Annotated in this window: 14 protein-coding genes; 8 read left to right on the top strand and 6 right to left on the bottom strand. The window is 37.1% G+C overall.

Annotation, left to right across the window (positions count from 1 at the left end):
• Nucleotides 1-429 precede the first annotated feature (429 nt).
• From ACUN24_RS04610 to ACUN24_RS04600, 3 genes are all read left to right on the top strand, one after another.
• Entirely contained in the window at nucleotides 430-2292 is a 1863-nt protein-coding gene (locus tag ACUN24_RS04610) for an ABC-F family ATP-binding cassette domain-containing protein (RefSeq protein WP_445561452.1), read from the top strand.
• Nucleotides 2293-2531: 239 nt separating this feature from the next.
• Complete coding sequence (gene mnmG, locus ACUN24_RS04605; protein WP_445561451.1) at nucleotides 2532-4394, top strand: tRNA uridine-5-carboxymethylaminomethyl(34) synthesis enzyme MnmG; 1863 nt, start codon at nucleotides 2532-2534, stop codon at nucleotides 4392-4394.
• 121 nt (nucleotides 4395-4515) lie between these two features.
• A complete protein-coding gene (locus ACUN24_RS04600; protein WP_445561450.1) occupies nucleotides 4516-6159 on the top strand; it encodes an Ig-like domain-containing protein in 1644 nt (547 codons plus the stop codon).
• A 42-nt stretch (nucleotides 6160-6201) separates the two neighbouring features.
• On the opposite strand, the gene ACUN24_RS04595 is transcribed toward ACUN24_RS04600, so the two are convergent.
• Nucleotides 6202-6714 (bottom strand): gamma carbonic anhydrase family protein, encoded by a 513-nt coding sequence (locus tag ACUN24_RS04595; protein WP_445561449.1) that lies wholly within the window; start codon nucleotides 6712-6714, stop codon nucleotides 6202-6204.
• Nucleotides 6715-6814: 100 nt separating this feature from the next.
• Entirely contained in the window at nucleotides 6815-8401 is a 1587-nt protein-coding gene (nadB, locus tag ACUN24_RS04590; RefSeq protein WP_445561448.1) for an L-aspartate oxidase, read from the bottom strand.
• A gap of 450 nt (nucleotides 8402-8851) precedes the next feature.
• Here nadB and nadA point away from each other — a divergent pair, with 450 nt between their 5' ends.
• From nadA to thiL, 3 genes are all read left to right on the top strand, one after another.
• Nucleotides 8852-9850, top strand: coding sequence for a quinolinate synthase NadA (gene nadA, locus ACUN24_RS04585; RefSeq protein ID WP_445561447.1), 999 nt, complete (start codon nucleotides 8852-8854; stop codon nucleotides 9848-9850).
• A gap of 56 nt (nucleotides 9851-9906) precedes the next feature.
• Nucleotides 9907-11145 carry a dicarboxylate/amino acid:cation symporter gene (locus ACUN24_RS04580; protein WP_445561446.1) on the top strand — a complete coding sequence of 413 codons (1239 nt, stop codon included), beginning with the start codon at nucleotides 9907-9909 and terminating at the stop codon, nucleotides 11143-11145.
• Between the two features lie 122 nt (nucleotides 11146-11267).
• Nucleotides 11268-12308: a thiamine-phosphate kinase gene (gene thiL, locus ACUN24_RS04575; RefSeq protein WP_121285346.1), complete on the top strand. Its 1041-nt coding sequence runs from the start codon at nucleotides 11268-11270 to the stop codon at nucleotides 12306-12308.
• A 174-nt stretch (nucleotides 12309-12482) separates the two neighbouring features.
• Here the strand turns inward: thiL and ACUN24_RS04570 are convergent, their stop codons facing one another.
• Entirely contained in the window at nucleotides 12483-13868 is a 1386-nt protein-coding gene (locus ACUN24_RS04570; RefSeq protein WP_445561445.1) for a DNA recombination protein RmuC, read from the bottom strand.
• Nucleotides 13869-13986: 118 nt separating this feature from the next.
• Between ACUN24_RS04570 and purU the strand changes: the two genes are divergently transcribed.
• Nucleotides 13987-14826 carry a formyltetrahydrofolate deformylase gene (gene purU, locus ACUN24_RS04565; protein WP_445561444.1) on the top strand — a complete coding sequence of 280 codons (840 nt, stop codon included), beginning with the start codon at nucleotides 13987-13989 and terminating at the stop codon, nucleotides 14824-14826.
• Nucleotides 14827-14995: 169 nt separating this feature from the next.
• On the opposite strand, the gene ACUN24_RS04560 is transcribed toward purU, so the two are convergent.
• Entirely contained in the window at nucleotides 14996-16135 is a 1140-nt protein-coding gene (locus tag ACUN24_RS04560) for an NAD(P)/FAD-dependent oxidoreductase (protein WP_445561443.1), read from the bottom strand.
• Between the two features lie 83 nt (nucleotides 16136-16218).
• On the opposite strand from ACUN24_RS04560, the gene ACUN24_RS04555 reads away from it, so the two are divergent.
• On the top strand, nucleotides 16219-16914 hold the full coding sequence (locus ACUN24_RS04555) for a zinc metallopeptidase (protein WP_445565124.1): 696 nt from the start codon (nucleotides 16219-16221) through the stop codon (nucleotides 16912-16914).
• A gap of 626 nt (nucleotides 16915-17540) precedes the next feature.
• On the opposite strand, the gene apaG is transcribed toward ACUN24_RS04555, so the two are convergent.
• Together apaG and dusB are read right to left on the bottom strand one after the other, a co-directional pair.
• Nucleotides 17541-17927: a Co2+/Mg2+ efflux protein ApaG gene (gene apaG, locus ACUN24_RS04550; protein WP_147226950.1), complete on the bottom strand. Its 387-nt coding sequence runs from the start codon at nucleotides 17925-17927 to the stop codon at nucleotides 17541-17543.
• A gap of 35 nt (nucleotides 17928-17962) precedes the next feature.
• Complete coding sequence (gene dusB / locus ACUN24_RS04545; protein ID WP_315417390.1) at nucleotides 17963-18970, bottom strand: tRNA dihydrouridine synthase DusB; 1008 nt, start codon at nucleotides 18968-18970, stop codon at nucleotides 17963-17965.
• Nucleotides 18971-19006 lie beyond the last annotated feature (36 nt).

Raw genomic sequence — 19006 nt, 5'->3', positions numbered from 1 at the left:
TGCTAAGACAAGTAAATAATCCCATCTCAATATTTAATGGCGTTCGTCTAACAGTTACGGGCGTTCGTCGACAATTAGTATGTACTGGTATAATATACCTGAATTCCCTGCAACATTTTCTGTCAACCGCAGTCTTATATTCAAAAAACAACAATTACATCATGCTAGGATATATATCCTGGACATTTATCAAGATAAAGTTTAGTTTTAGTTAATGATTGAGACAGCGGCGGAGCGATTCCAGCCGCTGTTTTCTTTTAAAGAAACTATTCACTAATATCAATGAACCACTGAATAGATAAACTAATGCATCAATATTCTGCCATTTTAACTGGTATAAAGGTCCTTTAAATTTAGAATATGCCGTTGCAACTAATTTATCCTTACCTTTGCACTAATTTTCCTTTATAAATCCGAAATACAAAAAAATTGAGCACACTAATTGCGGCAGAAGGCTTAGGGCATGGTTATCATGACGAATGGCTATTTAAAAATTTAACCTTAGGTATTAACTCTGGTCAGCGCGTGGCGTTGGTAGGAATTAATGGCGCGGGCAAGAGTACACTTTTGAAATTGCTGGCAGAAAGGTTCCCTCCGCTCGAAGGTAAAATTGTAAAAAATAAAGCTGTTAAAATTGGCTTTCTTGATCAGGAGCCGCAGTTTACCGAAGGCTTCTCAATCAGCGACCATATATTCTCTTTGGAGAATAAACAACAACAGTTGATTAAGGAATATGAAGAATTAATCGAAAACCCTAATCCAGACGAAAAAACGCTTAACCGTTTATATGAAGAATTAAGTGAACATAATGCCTGGGAATATGAGCACGAGATTAAAACCATTTTAAACAGAATGGGCATTACTCATCTTCAACAGAAAATATCTACCTTATCTGGTGGACAAAAAAAACGTTTGGCTCTGGCTAAACTTTTAATTGAAGATCCGGAAATTCTGGTGCTTGATGAGCCAACCAACCACTTGGATATTGACACCATTGAATGGCTGGAGAAATTATTAACTACCGGGCAAAAAACGATTTTACTCGTTACGCACGACAGGTACTTTTTGGATAATGTTTGTAATACCATTGTTGAGTTAGATAGAGGTAAGATTTATAACTATAATGGAAATTATGCTTACTTCTTAGAAAAGAAAAGCGAAAGAGAAGCCTTAGACGCAACAGTTTTACATAAGAACCAACAGCTATTAAAGAAAGAATTGGAATGGATGAGACGCATGCCACAGGCACGTGGAACCAAATCTAACGCCAGAATCAATGCTTTTTATGATTTAGAGGAAAAATCAAAGAAAAAGTCTGATAATCAGAGTATTAACCTCCAAATGAAGATGTCTCGTCAAGGAGGGAAAATTATTGAGGTACAACACATCAAAAAAGCATTTGATGGCCGTCCAATCATCAACGATTTTAGTTATACCTTTAAAAAAGGAGATAGAATTGGTTTAGCAGGAAAAAATGGTACTGGTAAATCTACTTTGCTAAATATCATTACTAGTCAATTAAAACCAGATGCCGGTAAAGTTGATACTGGAGATACAACTGTTTTTGGTTATTACAAACAAGGTGGTTTAACTTTTGATCCGAAGGAAAGGGTAATTGATATTGTAAAATCAGATGCTGAATATATTAAGATGGCTGACGGTTCTGTGATTACAGCCTCTGCACTATTAACCTTATTTCTCTTCCCGCCGAAGAAACAACATGGCATGGTTGAGAAATTAAGTGGTGGCGAAAAGAAACGTTTGAACTTGATGAAGGTACTCATGCAAAATCCAAATTTTTTAATTTTGGATGAGCCAACCAATGATCTTGACATTGACACGCTGAATGTTCTTGAAGAATTCTTAGAAAACTTTCCAGGTATATTAATGCTGGTTTCACATGATAGATACCTGCTGGATAAAATGAGTGATCAACTCTTTATCATGGAAGGCGAAGGCGTAGTTAAAATTTATAATGGCAATTATTCTGAATACCGTTTAAGTTTAGATCAACCAAAAACAAAAGTCGAAACCAAGAAAAGCCCTGTTCCTGTCGTTGAACAAGCGCCTATAAAAACAGTAAAAAAATTAAGTTTCAAAGAGCAAAAAGAATTAGAAGATAGCGAAAAAGGAATTGCGGAAACAGAGAAAAAAATAGCATTACTTAACGAAAGTTTAATTAAAATCGATGCAAGTGACTATGTAAAAATTCAAGAAATTTCCAATAAAATTGAGACGCTTCAAAGTAAACTTGATGAGTATACTATGCGTTGGCTAGAACTTTCAGAATAAATAATAAAGCAATTCAAACTTAATATACACGTTATGTTTCACGTGGAACGTTAAAAAAATTGTAAGTTTATTTGAATATTAAATATAGACTGGTAGGGTCTTTGACTAGGTTTGAAGTAACAATGATTATAAAAATTAAAGTAAAGAAGTCTATACACTATGCTGAACTTATTTCGGCATCTCATGAAAAATTAAAACCAATTGTTCCACGTGGAACAATTTAAGAAATATAAATAAAAATGTTTGCAAAATACGATTTGATTGTTGTTGGTGCTGGTCACGCAGGCTGTGAAGCTGCTGCTGCTGCTGCCAATTTAGGATCATCTGTTTTATTAATTACAATGAACATGGGCACCATTGCCCAAATGAGTTGTAACCCTGCTATGGGTGGTGTGGCTAAAGGACAGATTGTTCGTGAGGTGGATGCAATGGGTGGTTACTCAGGTATCATCTCTGATAAATCGACCATTCAATTTAGAATGCTCAACAAATCTAAGGGTCCTGCGATGTGGAGTCCCAGAGCACAAATTGATAGAATGCGCTTTGCAGAAGAATGGCGTTTAGCATTGGAGCGAACACCAAATCTTGATATATGGCAAGACAGTGTTGTTGGTTTATTGGTAAAAGAAAATACGGTATACGGCGTTAAGACTTCTCTGGGTATCGAGATAGAAAGTAAAGCAGTAGTACTTACCAACGGAACCTTTTTGAACGGGGTAATGCATATAGGAGAAAAGAAATTCGGAGGAGGTAGAACAGCTGAAAGAGCATCAACCGGTATTACCGAACAACTGGTAGAACTAGGTATGGAAGCAGGCAGGATGAAAACCGGTACTCCCCCACGTGTTGATGGAAGAAGTTTGGATTACACCAAAATGGAAGAACAATGGGGTGACGAAAATCCAAGTAAATTCTCCTATACCGATACCGAAGTTTCAACTGATCAACGTTGTTGCTGGATTACTTATACCAATGGAGATGTTCATGAAACTTTAAAAGAAGGTTTTGAAAAATCACCAATGTTTACCGGGAGAATTAAAGGTTTAGGCCCTAGATATTGTCCATCTATTGAAGATAAAATTAATCGTTTTGCTGAGCGTGACAGACATCAGATTTTCGTTGAACCTGAAGGATGGAACACCTGTGAAATTTACGTAAATGGATTTTCAACATCACTTCCGGAAGATGTACAATTTAAAGCACTGAGATTAATACCAGGTTTTGAGCAGGCAAAAATGTTCAGACCCGGCTATGCCATTGAATACGATTTCTTTCCACCTACCCAATTGTCTTTAACTTTAGAAACTAAATTGATCAGCAATTTATTTTTAGCTGGACAAATAAATGGAACTACAGGATATGAAGAAGCAGCTTGTCAAGGTTTCATGGCTGGTATAAATGCACATCAAAAAATCACTGATAAACATGAACTGATCATGAAAAGATCTGACAGTTATATCGGTGTTTTAATTGATGACCTGGTAACGAAAGGAACGGAAGAACCTTATCGCATGTTTACCTCAAGAGCAGAACACCGCTTATTATTAAGGCAAGATAATGCCGATATCCGCCTATCTCCTATCGGACATGAATTGGGTTTAATTTCTGACGAGCGTTTAGAAAAAGTAAATCAGAAAATTGCAAATGCTGATGCTTTGGTTAAGTTCACCAAAAACCAAGGTATAGAAATGAGCGATGCCAATCCAATGCTCGAAAGTTTAGGATCAAGTGTTTTAAATCAAAATGTTAAAATACACAGCCTAGTTGGTAGACCTCATGTTGGTTTACCCGACCTGATCAAGGTAAGCAAAGCGCTTGCAGAAGCGACAAAAGATTTAGACAATGAGACTATTGAACAAGCCGAAATCAAAATTAAGTATGAAAGCTATTTTGAAAAAGAAAATGAAATTGTAGCCAAAATGCTGAAGATGGAAGACAAAGAAATTAAACCAGATTTCGACTACAATAAAATTGTTTCCATTTCAAAAGAGGCCAGAGAAAAATTATTTAAAATCAAACCACGTACTTTAGGTCAAGCTTCACGAATTTCTGGCGTTTCACCTTCAGATATATCGGTTTTAATGGTTTATATCAATAAGTAATTGATTATCAATGCTTTAACTAATTTAAAACAGACTCAAAATAAAGCGATATAAGCTTAAAAAAATATTTTTTAATGTTACGGTTCCAAAAAGTATAAAAATTCGTCAGAACGTTTAAAATATGCCAAATTTAAAAAATCAATACTTTAACTTTAAAAATTTAGCGGTTGTGTTAACCTCACTCCTATTTTTTGGTTGTGCGAGTATCCAAACACCACAAGGTGGACCAAAAGATACAAAGCCACCAAAAGTTTTAAGCATGACTCCAAAAAATCAAACGAGGAATTTTAATGCTAAAAAAATTGTGATCGAGTTTGATGAATATTTTAATCTTAAAGATGAGTTTAAAGAATTTTCTATTTCACCCGATCAGGAAAAACTTCCAGAATTAAAAAAGCGACAAAAAAGATTAGAAATTAACCTTAAAGATTCTTTAGAGAAAAATACGACGTACACTTTAAATTTTGGAAAATCTGTTGCCGATGTTAACGAAGGAAATGTTGTTAAAAATCTATCTTACGTTTTTTCAACCGGCCCAGAAATAGATTCGTTATCATTAAGTGGCAAGGTAATCAATTCGCTAACTGATGAACCCGAAAAAGAAGCTACCGTATTTATACTACCCATTGAACGCGATACCATTTTCGGAAAAAGACGTCCTTCTATTTACACCACTACAGATAGCGCCGGACTTTATAAACTGAACAACTTAAGAAAGGGCACATATAAAGTTTATGCCATTAAAGAAAGTAATGGTGGTGGTGATAAAATATACCAGCAGATTTCAGATGAAGTTGGATTTATAAAAGAGCCGGTTATAATTGATAAGAATATAGAGAACATAGATCTGCAGATCTTTAAAGAATTGGCACCAGAATTCCGTGTATTAGACCGGAAACTAAATAATGATGGTAGCATATCTATTATCTTTAATCAGCAGCTTAAAAGCCCTAAAATTACGGTTACCGATCCTCCTGCGGTTGACGTAGGCAAATACGTCCACTTTACTAAAAATAATGATACGGCAAAAATATGGTTAAAAGACATGAGTTTTGATTCAGTAAAAGTTGCTATTCAGGATCAAGGCAAGGTTTTGCAGACCTTAAACTTTACCAGGGGTAAAAAAGATACTTATACACGCGATGTAACCATAGCAGATAACCTGTCTGGAGGTAAATTAAATCCGTTTCAGCAATTAACACTTACTTTTCCATTTCCGATGACAGGTGCTGATCCATCCAAGATTACCCTATTGGAGGATTCTGTAAAAAGAACCAATTTCGAATTGGTAAAAGACAGTGTAGATCAACAGAAATATTACCTGAAATATCCCTGGAAAACTAAACGAACTTACGACTTGAAACTAGGCGCAGGTGCATTTACGGCTTTATTTAATGCAAAAAATAAAGATTTATCCAAAAAATTTACGCTGGAGAGTTCAGACGCCTACACTACCCTGGTATTAAATGTAACTGTTCCGGATACGTCGAAAAGCTATGTAATTCAATTTCTTAATGAGAAAAAAGATATTATAAAATCTTTTCCGGTCAGTAAAAATACTAAAGTTACTTTTTCTAAATACCCTGCAGGTAAGTATATGCTCAGGGTAATTTACGATGACAATAAAAATGGAATCTGGGATACAGGAAGTGTTAAAGGAGGTTACCAACCCGAAAAAGTCTGGTACTTAAAAGCATTAATGGATTTAAAACCTAATTGGGAAAGAGAAGATCCATTGGTAATACCTGCACCTCCAACTAAGTAAAAAAGCAACAAAGATGCTGAAACAAGTTCAGCATGACGGATACTAGGTGGTAAACCAACCCGAATACATGACATAGTTATCAGGAAGTTTATTCAACAAAGCCCTTTGCTCATCAGTAATGGGCTTTATTTTTTTTGCAGGTGTACCGGCATATAAATAGCCTGTTTCGCAAATGGTATTTTCCAATACTACAGATCCAGCAGCAATAATACAATACTCTTCTATAACCGCATGATCCATTACAATAGCGCCCATGCCGATCAATACATTATCCTGAACAGTACAACCATGCACGATTGCATTATGACCTACAGACACCCTATTACCGATATGTGTAGATGCTTTTAAGTAGGTGGCATGGATTACAGCACCATCTTGTATATTAGATTCATTTCCGATCGTAATCGCATTTACATCGCCTCTAATAACAGCATTAAACCATACTGAACATCTATCACCTATTATTACATCACCAACTATGGTAGCATTCTCTGCAATGAAATTATCTTTTCCTATTTCAGGATATTTATCTTTTACGGGTAGTATTAAAGGCATAATATTATTTTACGTCACCCTGAATTTATTTCAGGGTCTTTAAAGGATTATTTACATAGCATGTTAGATGCTGAACTAAATTCAGCATGACGATATTCTACTAAAAAACAGTATCTACCAGTTCCTTAGCATGTTCCGGATAATCTGTAGTATAATGTAATCCCCTACTCTCTTTTCTTTGCATCGCTGATTTAATCACGAGATAAGCCGTTTGAATTACATTTCTTAATTCACAAAGTTTAACCGAAACCTTATTCTTTTTATAAAATTCTTCTGTCTCCTGGTAAATTAAAAACAAACGGCGATGTGCCCTTTCTAAACGAAAATCAGAACGTACAATACCAACATAATCGCCCATAACTTTTTGCAGTTCTCTTAGGTTATGTGTTACCAATACATCTTCATTACTTTGGGTAACCCCTTTAGAGTCCCATTCTGGAATATGATCCGGAATTACATTATTTTTAAAATTCTCAATAGCATCCTGATAAATACGGTGTGCAAAAACTGTTGCTTCTAATAAAGAATTGGAAGCCAAACGGTTAGCACCATGCAAACCTGTTGAAGAACACTCTCCACAGGCATACAGATTTTTAATTGAAGAGCGACCATATTCATCAACCAGAATACCACCACACATATAATGAGATGCAGGAGTAACCGGTATATAATCTTTTGTCATATCAATCCCTATAGATAAACATTTAGCATATATATTAGGAAAGTGTTTCAGAATATCTTCCTTCTTACGCATTGTGATATCCAGATAAACAAAATCATCACCTGATTTCTTCATTTCATTGTCTACCGCACGTGCAACAATATCGCGTGGTGCTAAGGATTTACGCTCATCATATTCATGCATAAATTCCTCGCCATTCTTACGTCTTAAAACGCCACCAAAACCCCTTACCGCTTCTGATATTAGGAACGATGGATACTCTCCGGGATGATACAAAGCAGTTGGATGGAACTGAATAAACTCCATATTCCTCACTTTTCCTTTTGCCCGGTAAACCATTGCCATACCATCTCCTGTTGCAATAACCGGATTTGTTGTGGCCGAATACACATGTCCGGCACCGCCCGAAGCCATCACAGTCACATTTGCCACAATCTTTTCCACATCGTTAAGCTCTGTGTTAAAGGCATATATACCATAACAGTTAATATCTTCGGTACGTTTATCCACAAACTCACCAAGGTGATGCTGGGTAATTAACTCCAGCGCAAAGTAATGTGTTAATATCTCTATGTTGTTATTCTCATGAATTTCACTTAGCAATACCCGCTCAATCTCATATCCGGTGATATCTTTATAGTGCAAAACACGGTGTTCTGAGTGACCTCCTTCTTTAGCTAAATCGTAAAAACCAGCGTTATCCTTATCGAAATTTATACCATAGTCAATGATCTCCTGAATGCGCTGAGGCCCCTCTCTTACAACGATTTCCACAATTTTTTCATCGCATAATCCGTCACCTGCAATCAGTGTATCTTCTATATGTTTTTCAAAAGAATCACCTTTATCCACCACAACTGCAACGCCGCCCTGAGCGTATTTTGTATTCGATTCGTCTTCATTAGACTTCGTAACAATTAAAACCTTACCGAACTTTGCAGCTTTAAGTGCAAAACTCAAACCCGCTATACCTGAACCGATTACCAGAAAATCTACTTTTCTCATTAATAAAAACATTTACTTTATCCACGATGTTAACAACTAGTTAATAAATATTAACTCTGTGTCTAAATTATCCTAACAAATAAATTTGAATGTTTAAAGCTACTCTAAAAACACAATTTGCCACAATCTTTTGCGCTATTTTTAAGCAGCTTTATACAAGTAATTAACTTTTTACCCACTTATAAACAATTAACATTCCAGTATTGATAAAAATTGAACCGATTTTCGATAACCCTGGAAATCAAACTTATGATATTATAAAAATGTAATCTAAATGTTAGTAAAAGATTAACAACTTATATAAAAGAAAGAATTTTATCAACTTGCCAACATTACTAACACACTAATAAACAAACAAGATTTATTTATTTAAAATAACTTATTAATTATTGAGACGTGGAAAGCTTTATCTTTGGCCAACGTCAAAATTCAAAAAAGGAAAATTTTAAAATGAACATAGATGTCTTAGAAGAAATCAACAAAAAAGGTTTCGCAGAAGAAGAAATTGATCCTACACTTGATCTTTTTGCAGAGATTGAGAAATTAAAAAAGGAAAAGAATGCCATCATCCTAGCACATTATTACCAAGAACCTGACATACAGGATATTGCGGATTATATTGGCGATAGTTTGGGGTTATCACAAGAGGCTGCAAAAACAGATGCAGATGTAATTGTTTTTGCAGGTGTGCATTTTATGGCAGAAACGGCGAAGATTTTATCGCCTAATAAAACGGTTTTATTACCTGATGTAAAGGCAGGATGCTCATTAGCAGATAGTTGTCCGCCGCATTTATTTAGAAAGTTCAAGGAAAAATATCCGGATCACCTGGTCATCACCTATGTAAACTGCACGGCCGAATTAAAAGCTTTAAGTGATATTGTTTGTACAAGTACCAACGCGGTACAGATTGTGGAGAGTTTACCGAAAGATCAAAAAATCATTTTTGGCCCAGATCGTAACTTAGGTTCTTACGTTGCGAAAAAAACAGGTAGGGATTTGGTATTATGGAACGGTGCCTGCATGGTACATGAAATTTTTTCGCAGGAGAAAATTACAAAACTGAAAGAACGTCACCCGAACGCGAAATTTATTGCGCACCCGGAATGTGAAGAAGTGGTTTTGAAAATGGCGGATTATATCGGTTCAACAACGGGGCTTTTAAAATATACGATTACCAATCCTGCTACCGAATTTATTGTAGCTACCGAAAGTGGAATTATCCACCAGATGGAAAAAGCAAATCCGACAAAAACTTTTATACCGGCTCCGCCGAATAACAGCTGTGCCTGTAACGATTGCCCATACATGAAAAGAAATACTTTAGAAAAACTATATTTATGTATTAAAAATGGTTTGCCTGAAGTAACTGTACCTGAGCATATTATTGAACTTGCCCGTAAACCGATCCAAAGGATGTTGGATATTTCGGCTGAATTGGGGTTGTAATAAGATAAATCGTCATTGCGAGAAGGAACGACGAAGCAATGACGGAAAATAAGTATATGGAAAAAAACAACATCCTTAAAAATTACTCAGGCTTATTATGGCTTTTGGCAGGTATTACTGTTGGAAGCATAGTGGGTTTAATTTTTGGGAAAAGTGTTGAAAGTATAAAACCCCTTGGTGATATATTTTTGAACTTGTTGTTTACTGCGGTTATTCCATTGGTATTTTTTGCAGTTTCATCAGCCATTGCAAACATAGATAAGACTAAAAAACTGGGGAGATTATTAACCGTAATGGTTTTGGTTTTTCTTGGAACTATATTGATTTCTGCAATTTTAACATTGGCAGCTACATGGCTTTTTCCGATCCATCAACAATTGGGAAGTGCAACAATACCGACAGAACCTGAAAAAATTCAATCATTTGGCGAACAAATGACGCAACTTTTAACCGTAGGTGAATTTTTCGAGATCGGAAGTAGAAAAAATATGCTGGCACTGATTATTTTTTCAGTTTTGGTGGGATTTTCTACTTTATACGCGGATAAGGAAGGTGAAGGCTTTAAAAAATTCCTTGTTTCTGGTAATGAAGTGATGAAAAAACTCATTATTTTAATCATGAAACTCGGCCCGATAGGTTTAGGTGCCTATTTTGCCTATCAGGTTGGTGTTTTTGGTCCACAGCTTTTTGGAACCTATGCAAAAGCTTTAGGTTTGTATTATGGTGTTGGGGCATTTTATTTTATCGTTTTTTTTACTTTATATGCTTTCGTTGCGGGTGGATTTAAAGCCATAAAAGTATTTTGGAAAAATAATATTGTACCTTCTTTAACTTCTATCGGTACCTGTAGTAGTATTGCCACTATTCCGGCGAATTTAGAAGGAACAACAAAAATGGGGGTGCCTGCTTACATCGCCAATGTGACGATTCCTTTGGGATCAACTTTGCATAAAGATGGTTCGAGCATTAGTTCAATCATAAAAATTGCGGTGGTTTTTGCCATTTTTGGTAAAGATTTGGTACATGTAGATACCATTATTTTAGCCTTAGGTATCACGGTTTTGGTGAGTATAGTAGAGGGTGGAATACCAAATGGTGGCTATATTGGAGAATTATTGATGATTTCGGCCTACCAATTGCCACCAGAAGCTTTGCCACCAGCTATGATTATAGGAACTTTGGTTGATCCGATGGCTACTTTGTTGAATGCTACCGGCGATAATGTTGCAGCGATGTTAATTGCCAGGTTTACGGAAGGTAAAAATTGGATGGAAAATAAGGATTTATCATCCTGAAGCAGGAAGGATCTGCAAGTTATGAAACACCAGCTGGTGCAGTTAAAGATTCTTCGCTATGCTCAGAATGACAATTGATTTTAAAAAATAAAAATATGGGGCTTCGCCTCTAACTATTGTATATGTTTGAAAATAAAGAGCGTACAGATATTAATGAATTAGGAGAATTTGGGTTAATTAAACACCTGACCACTAATTTCAAAATTAAAAACGATTATTCGGTAAAAGGTGTGGGAGATGATGCAGCCGTTTTGGATGCAAAAGGAAAACAGACCTTGATTTCGACCGATTTATTGTTGGAAGGAATCCATTTCGATTTGGCTTATGTGCCTTTAATGCACCTGGGATATAAAGCAGTGCAGGTAAACTTGAGTGATATTTATGCGATGAATGGAAAAGCCAGTCAGATTACGGTTTCGCTGGGTTTATCAAGTAAATTTCCACTTGAAGCTGTAGAAGAAATTTATAAGGGCATTGAGCTGGCCTGCAATAAATATAACATTGATTTAATCGGTGGCGATACTTCCTCAAGTAAACAAGGTTTAGTGATCAGTATTACCAGTATTGGTTATGCTGATGCTGATAAGGTGGTCTACAGAAATGGTGCTCAGGAACATGATTTGTTATGTGTTTCTGGTGATTTGGGTGGTGCTTATTTAGGGCTGCAAATTTTAGAAAGAGAGAAATTAATTTACCTGGAAAACCCACAGATCCAACCAGATTTAGAAGGTAAAGATTATATCATCGAAAGACAATTGAAACCAGAAGCAAGGATGGATATTGTTGCACTTTTAGATGAAATGAATATCAAACCAACATCAATGATTGATGTTTCTGATGGTTTAGCTTCTGAAATACTGCATCTGGCAGAACAATCTGATAAAGGAATGACTATTTACGAGGAGAAAATTCCTTTAGACCCAATGACTTATGAAACTGCCCGCGAGTTAGGTTTAGATCCTACGGTTTGTGCTTTAAGTGGTGGTGAAGATTATGAATTGTTGTTTACCATCAGTCAGGAAGATTATAAAAAACTGAAACATGATGTAGACATCACCGTAATTGGACATGTTACCGATAAAAACTCGGGCTGCAAAATGGTTTCTAAATCAGAAAAAGTGCATGAGCTGAAAGCCCAGGGCTGGAATGCTTTTAATAAATAGACTTTAGTTAAAAACGACACGTCGTCATCTCGACTGTAGCGTAGCGAAATGGAGAGATCTGCTGCATAGATTTCTCGACTCGTTGCACATCGCTCGAAATGACGGCATTGTTATTTTAGAGCTTTTTTGGTATAAATTCTAGAAATCCGGAGGCTTCGCCTTTTTTTATGAAAATTATAAATCTTGCGTTTCGTTAATATCCAAATATTTTGTATCAATCTGTTTAGTAGCTTTCGCACCCAATTTCTTAATCTTTTCAGAAGTATTGGTTAAATTCCCGGCGCCGACTGATAATTTGTTAATGGCTTTATCGTAAGCATCCTGTCCGTTTTTGATGTATTTGCCAATGTTTTCCATGTCGGCCACAAAACCCACAAATTTATCGTACATACTTCCACTTAAACGGGCAATTTCCATTACGTTGCGGTTCTGGCGTTCCTGTTTCCACATACTGGCAATGGTGCGTAAAGTGGCCAAAAGAGTAGATGGACTCACAATTACTACCCTTCTGTCCCATGCAAAGTTGAAAAGTTCTGCATCTTTTTGAACCGCGATACTGAAAGAAGATTCGATTGGAACAAACAATAAAACAAAATCCGGAGAATTGATTTTATATAAATCCTGGTAGTTTTTAGCAGATAGTTCCTGGATGTGATTCTTAATGGAGGCCAGGTGCTGTTTTACATAGCCTTCACGCTCTTCATCTGTGTCTGCTGATACAGATCGTTCATAAGCGACCAAACTTACCTTAGCGTCAACAACAAGGTGTTTATCATCCGGGAGGTCGATTACCACGTCGGGTTGATAGCGGCCGCCTTCGGCGGAGGTATGAGAAGCCTGGATGCGGTATTCCTGATCCCTAACTAAACCAGAGCGCTCCAGCACCTTTTCCAGAATGATCTCGCCCCAGTTTCCCTGTTTTTTACTGTCGCCTTTTAAAGCTTTGGTTAAATTATTGGCATCTTCCTGAATAAGTTTGCTTTGAATCTGTAGTTCTGAAATTACACCTTTCAATATATTTCTTTCGTCCGATTCGGCTTTGTAAACCTTTTCTACCTTATCTTCAAAAGCTTTGATATTTTCTTTTAAAGGATTGAGGATAATATCCAGGTTGGTACGGTTCTGCTCGATAAATTTGGTCGATTTCTCTTCCAGGATTTTATTGGCAATCAATTCGAAATCTTTATTCAATTTTTGTTGCGACTGCTCATAACTTAATTTTTGTTCCACCAGTTTTTCTTTCTCGGCCAGGTAGAATGATCTGGTGCTTTCCAGCTCACGGTTGGCGTCGGCAAGCCGATCCCGTTCAGCCTGTAATTCATCAATTAAGCGTTGCTGTTCTTCTTTAAGCAAGGCAGTAATGTGATCTTTTTCAGTAGATAAATTAGAAACACGTTCATCAGCTTTGGCTAAACTAATTTTTAAGACTTCATTTTCGCTTTTCATCCGCTCAAAATCTTCTACCGAGACAATCGATAACGCAGTTTGTGGTTTCTTTAGCAATAAAATGACCAGGACAATTAAAATAACAATTAGTAAAGCAATGCCGATAATCTCCATAATGATAAAAATTTTAGCAAAAATGGAGATTTAAAATAGATATACCAAAAAAAATTAGTCAGTTTGAACCACATAAAACCGTAAAATTTTTCTATAATTGGGCATTAGCATTTTATAAATGAACGCATTAACAGTCCTAATTTCCTGCCCTGATCAAGTTGGTTTGGTTACCAATATTACCCGTGTGCTGGCTGCACATCAATTGAATATTATCGCCATGCGCGAGTTTGTTGATGAAGCCAATAAAGCATTTTTTACAAGAATTGCCTGTACCAGAGATTTAGAAGATGCGGAAAAATTAAAGGAAAAACTTTTAGAAAATCTTCCCAATGCTGCAGAGGTAAATTTAATTACCAAACAGGAGAAACAGATTGCCGTTCTGGTAACGAAGGAGTACCACTGTTTGGGAGAAATACTGATTAAAAACCAGTTTAAAACTTTAGGTGCCAACGTTCAATGTGTCATTGGCAATTATGAAAGCCTGAGGGATTTTACCGAAAAATTAGGCATTCCTTATTTTTTCGTGGATCATAACAATAAGGATAAAAGTGAATTCGAGGCTGAAGTAAAAACTATTATCAATCGATTTGAGATAGATTATTTGGTGTTAGCTAAATTTATGCGGATTCTTTCAACTGATTTTGTAAAAGACTTTGCTGGTAAAATCATCAATATTCATCATTCCTTTTTACCAGCTTTTATAGGTGCCAATCCCTATCGGCAGGCTTTTGAGCGTGGGGTAAAAATTATCGGGGCTACTGCACATTTTGTTACCGATAATTTGGATGAAGGTCCGATTATTACCCAACACACCAATCACGTTGATCATAATTTTGGCGTAAAAGAAATGGTTCGTGCTGGTAAAGAGATAGAGAAAAAAGTATTATTAGAAGCCCTGGAGCTTATTTTTGAAGACCGTGTTTTTGTAAGCGGGAATAAAACGGTGGTGTTCAAGTAAAGCGTTTGGCTATATTCCAAAAGTCGTCATTTCGAGCGGAGTGCAACGCAGTCGAGAAATCTATCGAGGTAGATCTCTCCATTCCACTGCGTTCCAGTCGAGATGACGATGCCTTTTAGAAGGATCTTTAACAAAAGCCAAACTCTATGTTCTCTGTGGTAAAAAACAACTATAATTTATTCAACAATAAATTTGCTACATCTTCTCCTGTTTGAGCGCCAATAGCAACGCCCATGCCGTTACACCTTGTGGCGCAAAATACATTTGGGCGGATTTCTGATATGAAAGGTTCCAGTACTTTACCAAAGGCCATAATGCCGCTCCAACGGTAATCTATTTCGAAATTGGTTTTGGGTAAGATTACGTTTTTTAATAAATTTTCCAAGGCCAGCTGTACGGGTTCGGTTTGTCCGAATGTAGTGGTTTCTTCGGCCTTTAAATCAATATTGCGGCCACCGCCCAGTAAAATCCGCCCGTTTATATTTCTGAAATAATAATAACCTTTATCGTAATGGAAGGTGCCTGCCACTTTTAAATTTTTAATGGGTTTGGTAATTAAAACCTGACCGCGGCCCGGGTTAATATCAATATCAGGATAAAGATCTTTAATAAAGGCATTGGTTGTAACAATCAATCGTTTACAGAAAAAGTTTCCGTTTTTGGTGATCAAGCGGGAACCATTTGATTCTTCTTCAATCCGATCTACCCTACAATTATTAAAAATGCTAATGCCGAGCCGCTGTGCATATTGAATTAAAGCAAACATCATTTTACCACTATCAATTTGTGCTTCATAGCGGTTTTCGATTAAAGTACTTACACCCTCGAAACCAAAGGAACGGATCTTTTTATTGCTTAAAACAAAAGCGTTCGATCCAACAACATCGTTAACAAGACGGTTAAAATGTTCAATTTTGGATACACCTGTTTCAGCCAAAAGATCATCTTCATTTTTAAATAATTCGTATCCGCCTAAACGTTGGTAATCTATGGCTTTATCACTCAGTAAATTGCGAAGTTTGAGCAGGCCTTTCCAACGTTTTTCGATGAGTGTTACAAGCCGATTGATACCGATCATTTCTTCTTGTTCAATCAGTTCAGAAATGCTCCCAAAACAAGCAAAACCGGCATTTTTTGTACTGGCACCTGTAGGTAAAAATCCCCTTTCGAGTATGGCTATTTTTAAGGAAGGAGCTGTTTTTTTGAGGTGGATGGCTGCGTTTAATCCAACGATGCCGCTACCAATAACAATGGCATCATAATTACAAAAAAATGATTCTTTTTCCCAGTATGAAAGCTCGGTAGGCATAGCATAAATGTACTATTTTTTAACACCAAAATAATATGGGAACGCTTTTTGATATAGGCTACACGAAAAACATACATAAGAAAATGGGAGTTTATTTAATATTAATCATCCCGGTATTATTGTTGAGCATGTTTGTACAATGGCGTTTTAGAAACAAGTTTTCAATGTATGCCGAAATGCAATTAAGCTCAGGTTTATCGGGCAAGGAGGTAGCAGAAAGAATGCTACATGATAATGGGATATACGACGTGAAGGTGATGAGTACCGAAGGGCAATTAACAGATCATTACAATCCATCAGATAAAACCGTTAATTTAAGTACAGACGTATATTATAGCCGCAGCGTCGCGGCGGCGGCAGTAGCGGCTCACGAGTGTGGACATGCAGTGCAACAGGCGAAATCCTATAACTGGTTACAGTTAAGAAGCAGCATGGTGCCGGTAGTAAGCATATCATCTAATCTTTTACAATGGGTATTATTAATTGGAGTATTGTTAATAGGTTTTACCGGAAACCCAATTGTTTTGGCCATTGGTGTAGTAGGTTTAGCATTGGTAACCATATTTAGTATCATTACCTTACCAGTCGAATTTGACGCCAGTAACCGTGCATTGGCCTGGCTAAAAAATAATAATGGTGTAATGCAAACACAGGAAGAAAATGCGCAGGCTAAAGATGCACTTTGGTGGGCAGCCATGACTTATGTAGTAGCAGCGGTTGGAGCACTTGCAAATTTATTATATTATGCATCAATGCTTTTTGGAAGAAGCAGGGATTAAGAAATATCCCATTATGAAAAATACAACGCGGCTGGGATAATAATCCTGGCCGTTTTTGGTTTGAAGGTATTTTAATGAAGTTTTTTTGGAAAGCAGGTTTTGTGGTTCTTAGGTTGCCTCTGGTCCCGCTCCCGCTTCTGCCGATAGAAAAATATCGGCATCCCGCTTCGATCGGGTTTAGGTGGCACGGTAGGTTATACTATTTAGGATTCCAGGGTGCAGAGGAAGTATTTATACGTAATGCTGAAATCGTCTTTCTATGATATAAATGCTGTTTTTGGAAAGCAGGTTTTGTGGTAATAGGAGAGCTTCGCTCCCGCTTCTGCCGATAGAAAAATATCGGCATCTCGCTTCGATCGGGTTTAGGTGGCACAATAGGTTGTAATATTTATGGGTGCAGGGTGCAGAAAAAGGACTTTTAAGCCATGCTGTTAAACCTTTGATATTGGCAGAAACATTGCAATTTAAACCTGATTGAAATGGAAAGCCCGTAAGCGAGGAACGAGTGCGGACTTGAAACAAAAGCAGGACTAACCCTAAAAATGAAATGCTGAAATTGCTTTTCTAAAAAATGAATACTGGTTTCGCCCTTAGACTACGCTCAAGGTGACCAAAATAAGGAAATATTAATTCAATTTATAAGGGGCTACCAATTGAAATTCAGGAATATCGACATCGAATTCTGAATCATCTATATCGCGTTTCATGAGATAAGTGCCCTTCATGCTGCCCATATCAGTTTTTAGGTTACAACCTGAAACGTACACATGCGTTTCGCCAGGTTGAATAATAGGCTGCAAACCTACAACACCCTCACCTTCTACTTCCCTGCGGCTGGAATTCGAATCGAAAATTAACCATTGGCGGCGCATTAACTGCACAGCATAATCAGAAAGGTTGGAAATTTCTACGCGATAAGCGAACATAAAATGCTCGTTGGCCGGATTTGAATATTCTGGCTGGTAAACTGTTTCAACTGAAACTTTAACCCCGTCTGTAATAGCTGTAACCATGATGATAACGAATGTATGAAAAAAGCTTTCAAAAATCAAGCCATTACCTTTGTAGCATCATAGTTGGCAAATTTTTCTGCCACTTCTTCTAAAATGCTGTAAATGTTATTGATATCAGGCTCTGCCACCAAACGCATACGGTAAGGTTTAAAATCTGGCAGACCTTTAAAATAGTTTGCATAATGGCGGCGCATTTCAAAAATTCCTGTTTTTGGACCTTTCCATTCCAGTGATTTATCCAAATGGGTACGGCAAACTTCAATCCTTTCTTCAATCGTTGGTCCGGCAAGGTGTTCGCCGGTTTTGAAGAAGTGTTTTACCTCGCGAAAAATCCAGGGGTAACCAATGGCTGCGCGACCGATCATAATGCCATCTACCTCATATTCCATACGCCAGTTGGCCGCTTTTTCAGGACTATCTACATCTCCATTGCCAAAAATCGGGATTTTGATGCGTGGATTGCGTTTAATTTCGCGGATAAGCGCCCAATCTGCCTCGCCTTTATATAATTGAGCCCTTGTTCGGCCATGAATGGTAAGTGCCTGGATACCCACATCCTGAAGTCGCTCGGCAACTTCGTAAACATTTTTGGTATTGTCATCCCAGCCTAAGCGGGTTTTTACGGTAACAGGCAAATGCGAAGCTTTAACTACTGCATCAGTCATTTTTACCATTTTATCAATGTCTTGCAGCAAGCTGGAGCCAGCACCTTTGCAAACCACATTTTTTACCGGACAGCCATAATTAATATCCACAAGATCCGGACCTGCGGCAGAAGCAATTTCTGAGGCTTCGCGCATGTGATCGATATCTCCACCAAAAATCTGGATGCCGATCGGTCTTTCGTATTCGAAAATGTCAAGTTTTTGTCTGCTTTTTGCCGCGTCGCGAATTAAGCCTTCCGAAGAAATAAACTCGGTATACATCATGTCAGCCCCGTTTTTTTTGCATACGTAACGGAACGGCGGATCGCTTACATCCTCCATCGGAGCGAGCAATAAGGGGAACTCACCTAAATCTATATTTCCTATCTTAACAGACATTTTCTATCTTCAACGATTAATAAAACACACAAAGGT

This window comes from Pedobacter sp. WC2501 (assembly GCF_052682415.1).
The sequence above is the reverse complement of the archived record's forward strand: the minus strand, read 5'-3'. Positions and strand labels throughout refer to the sequence as shown.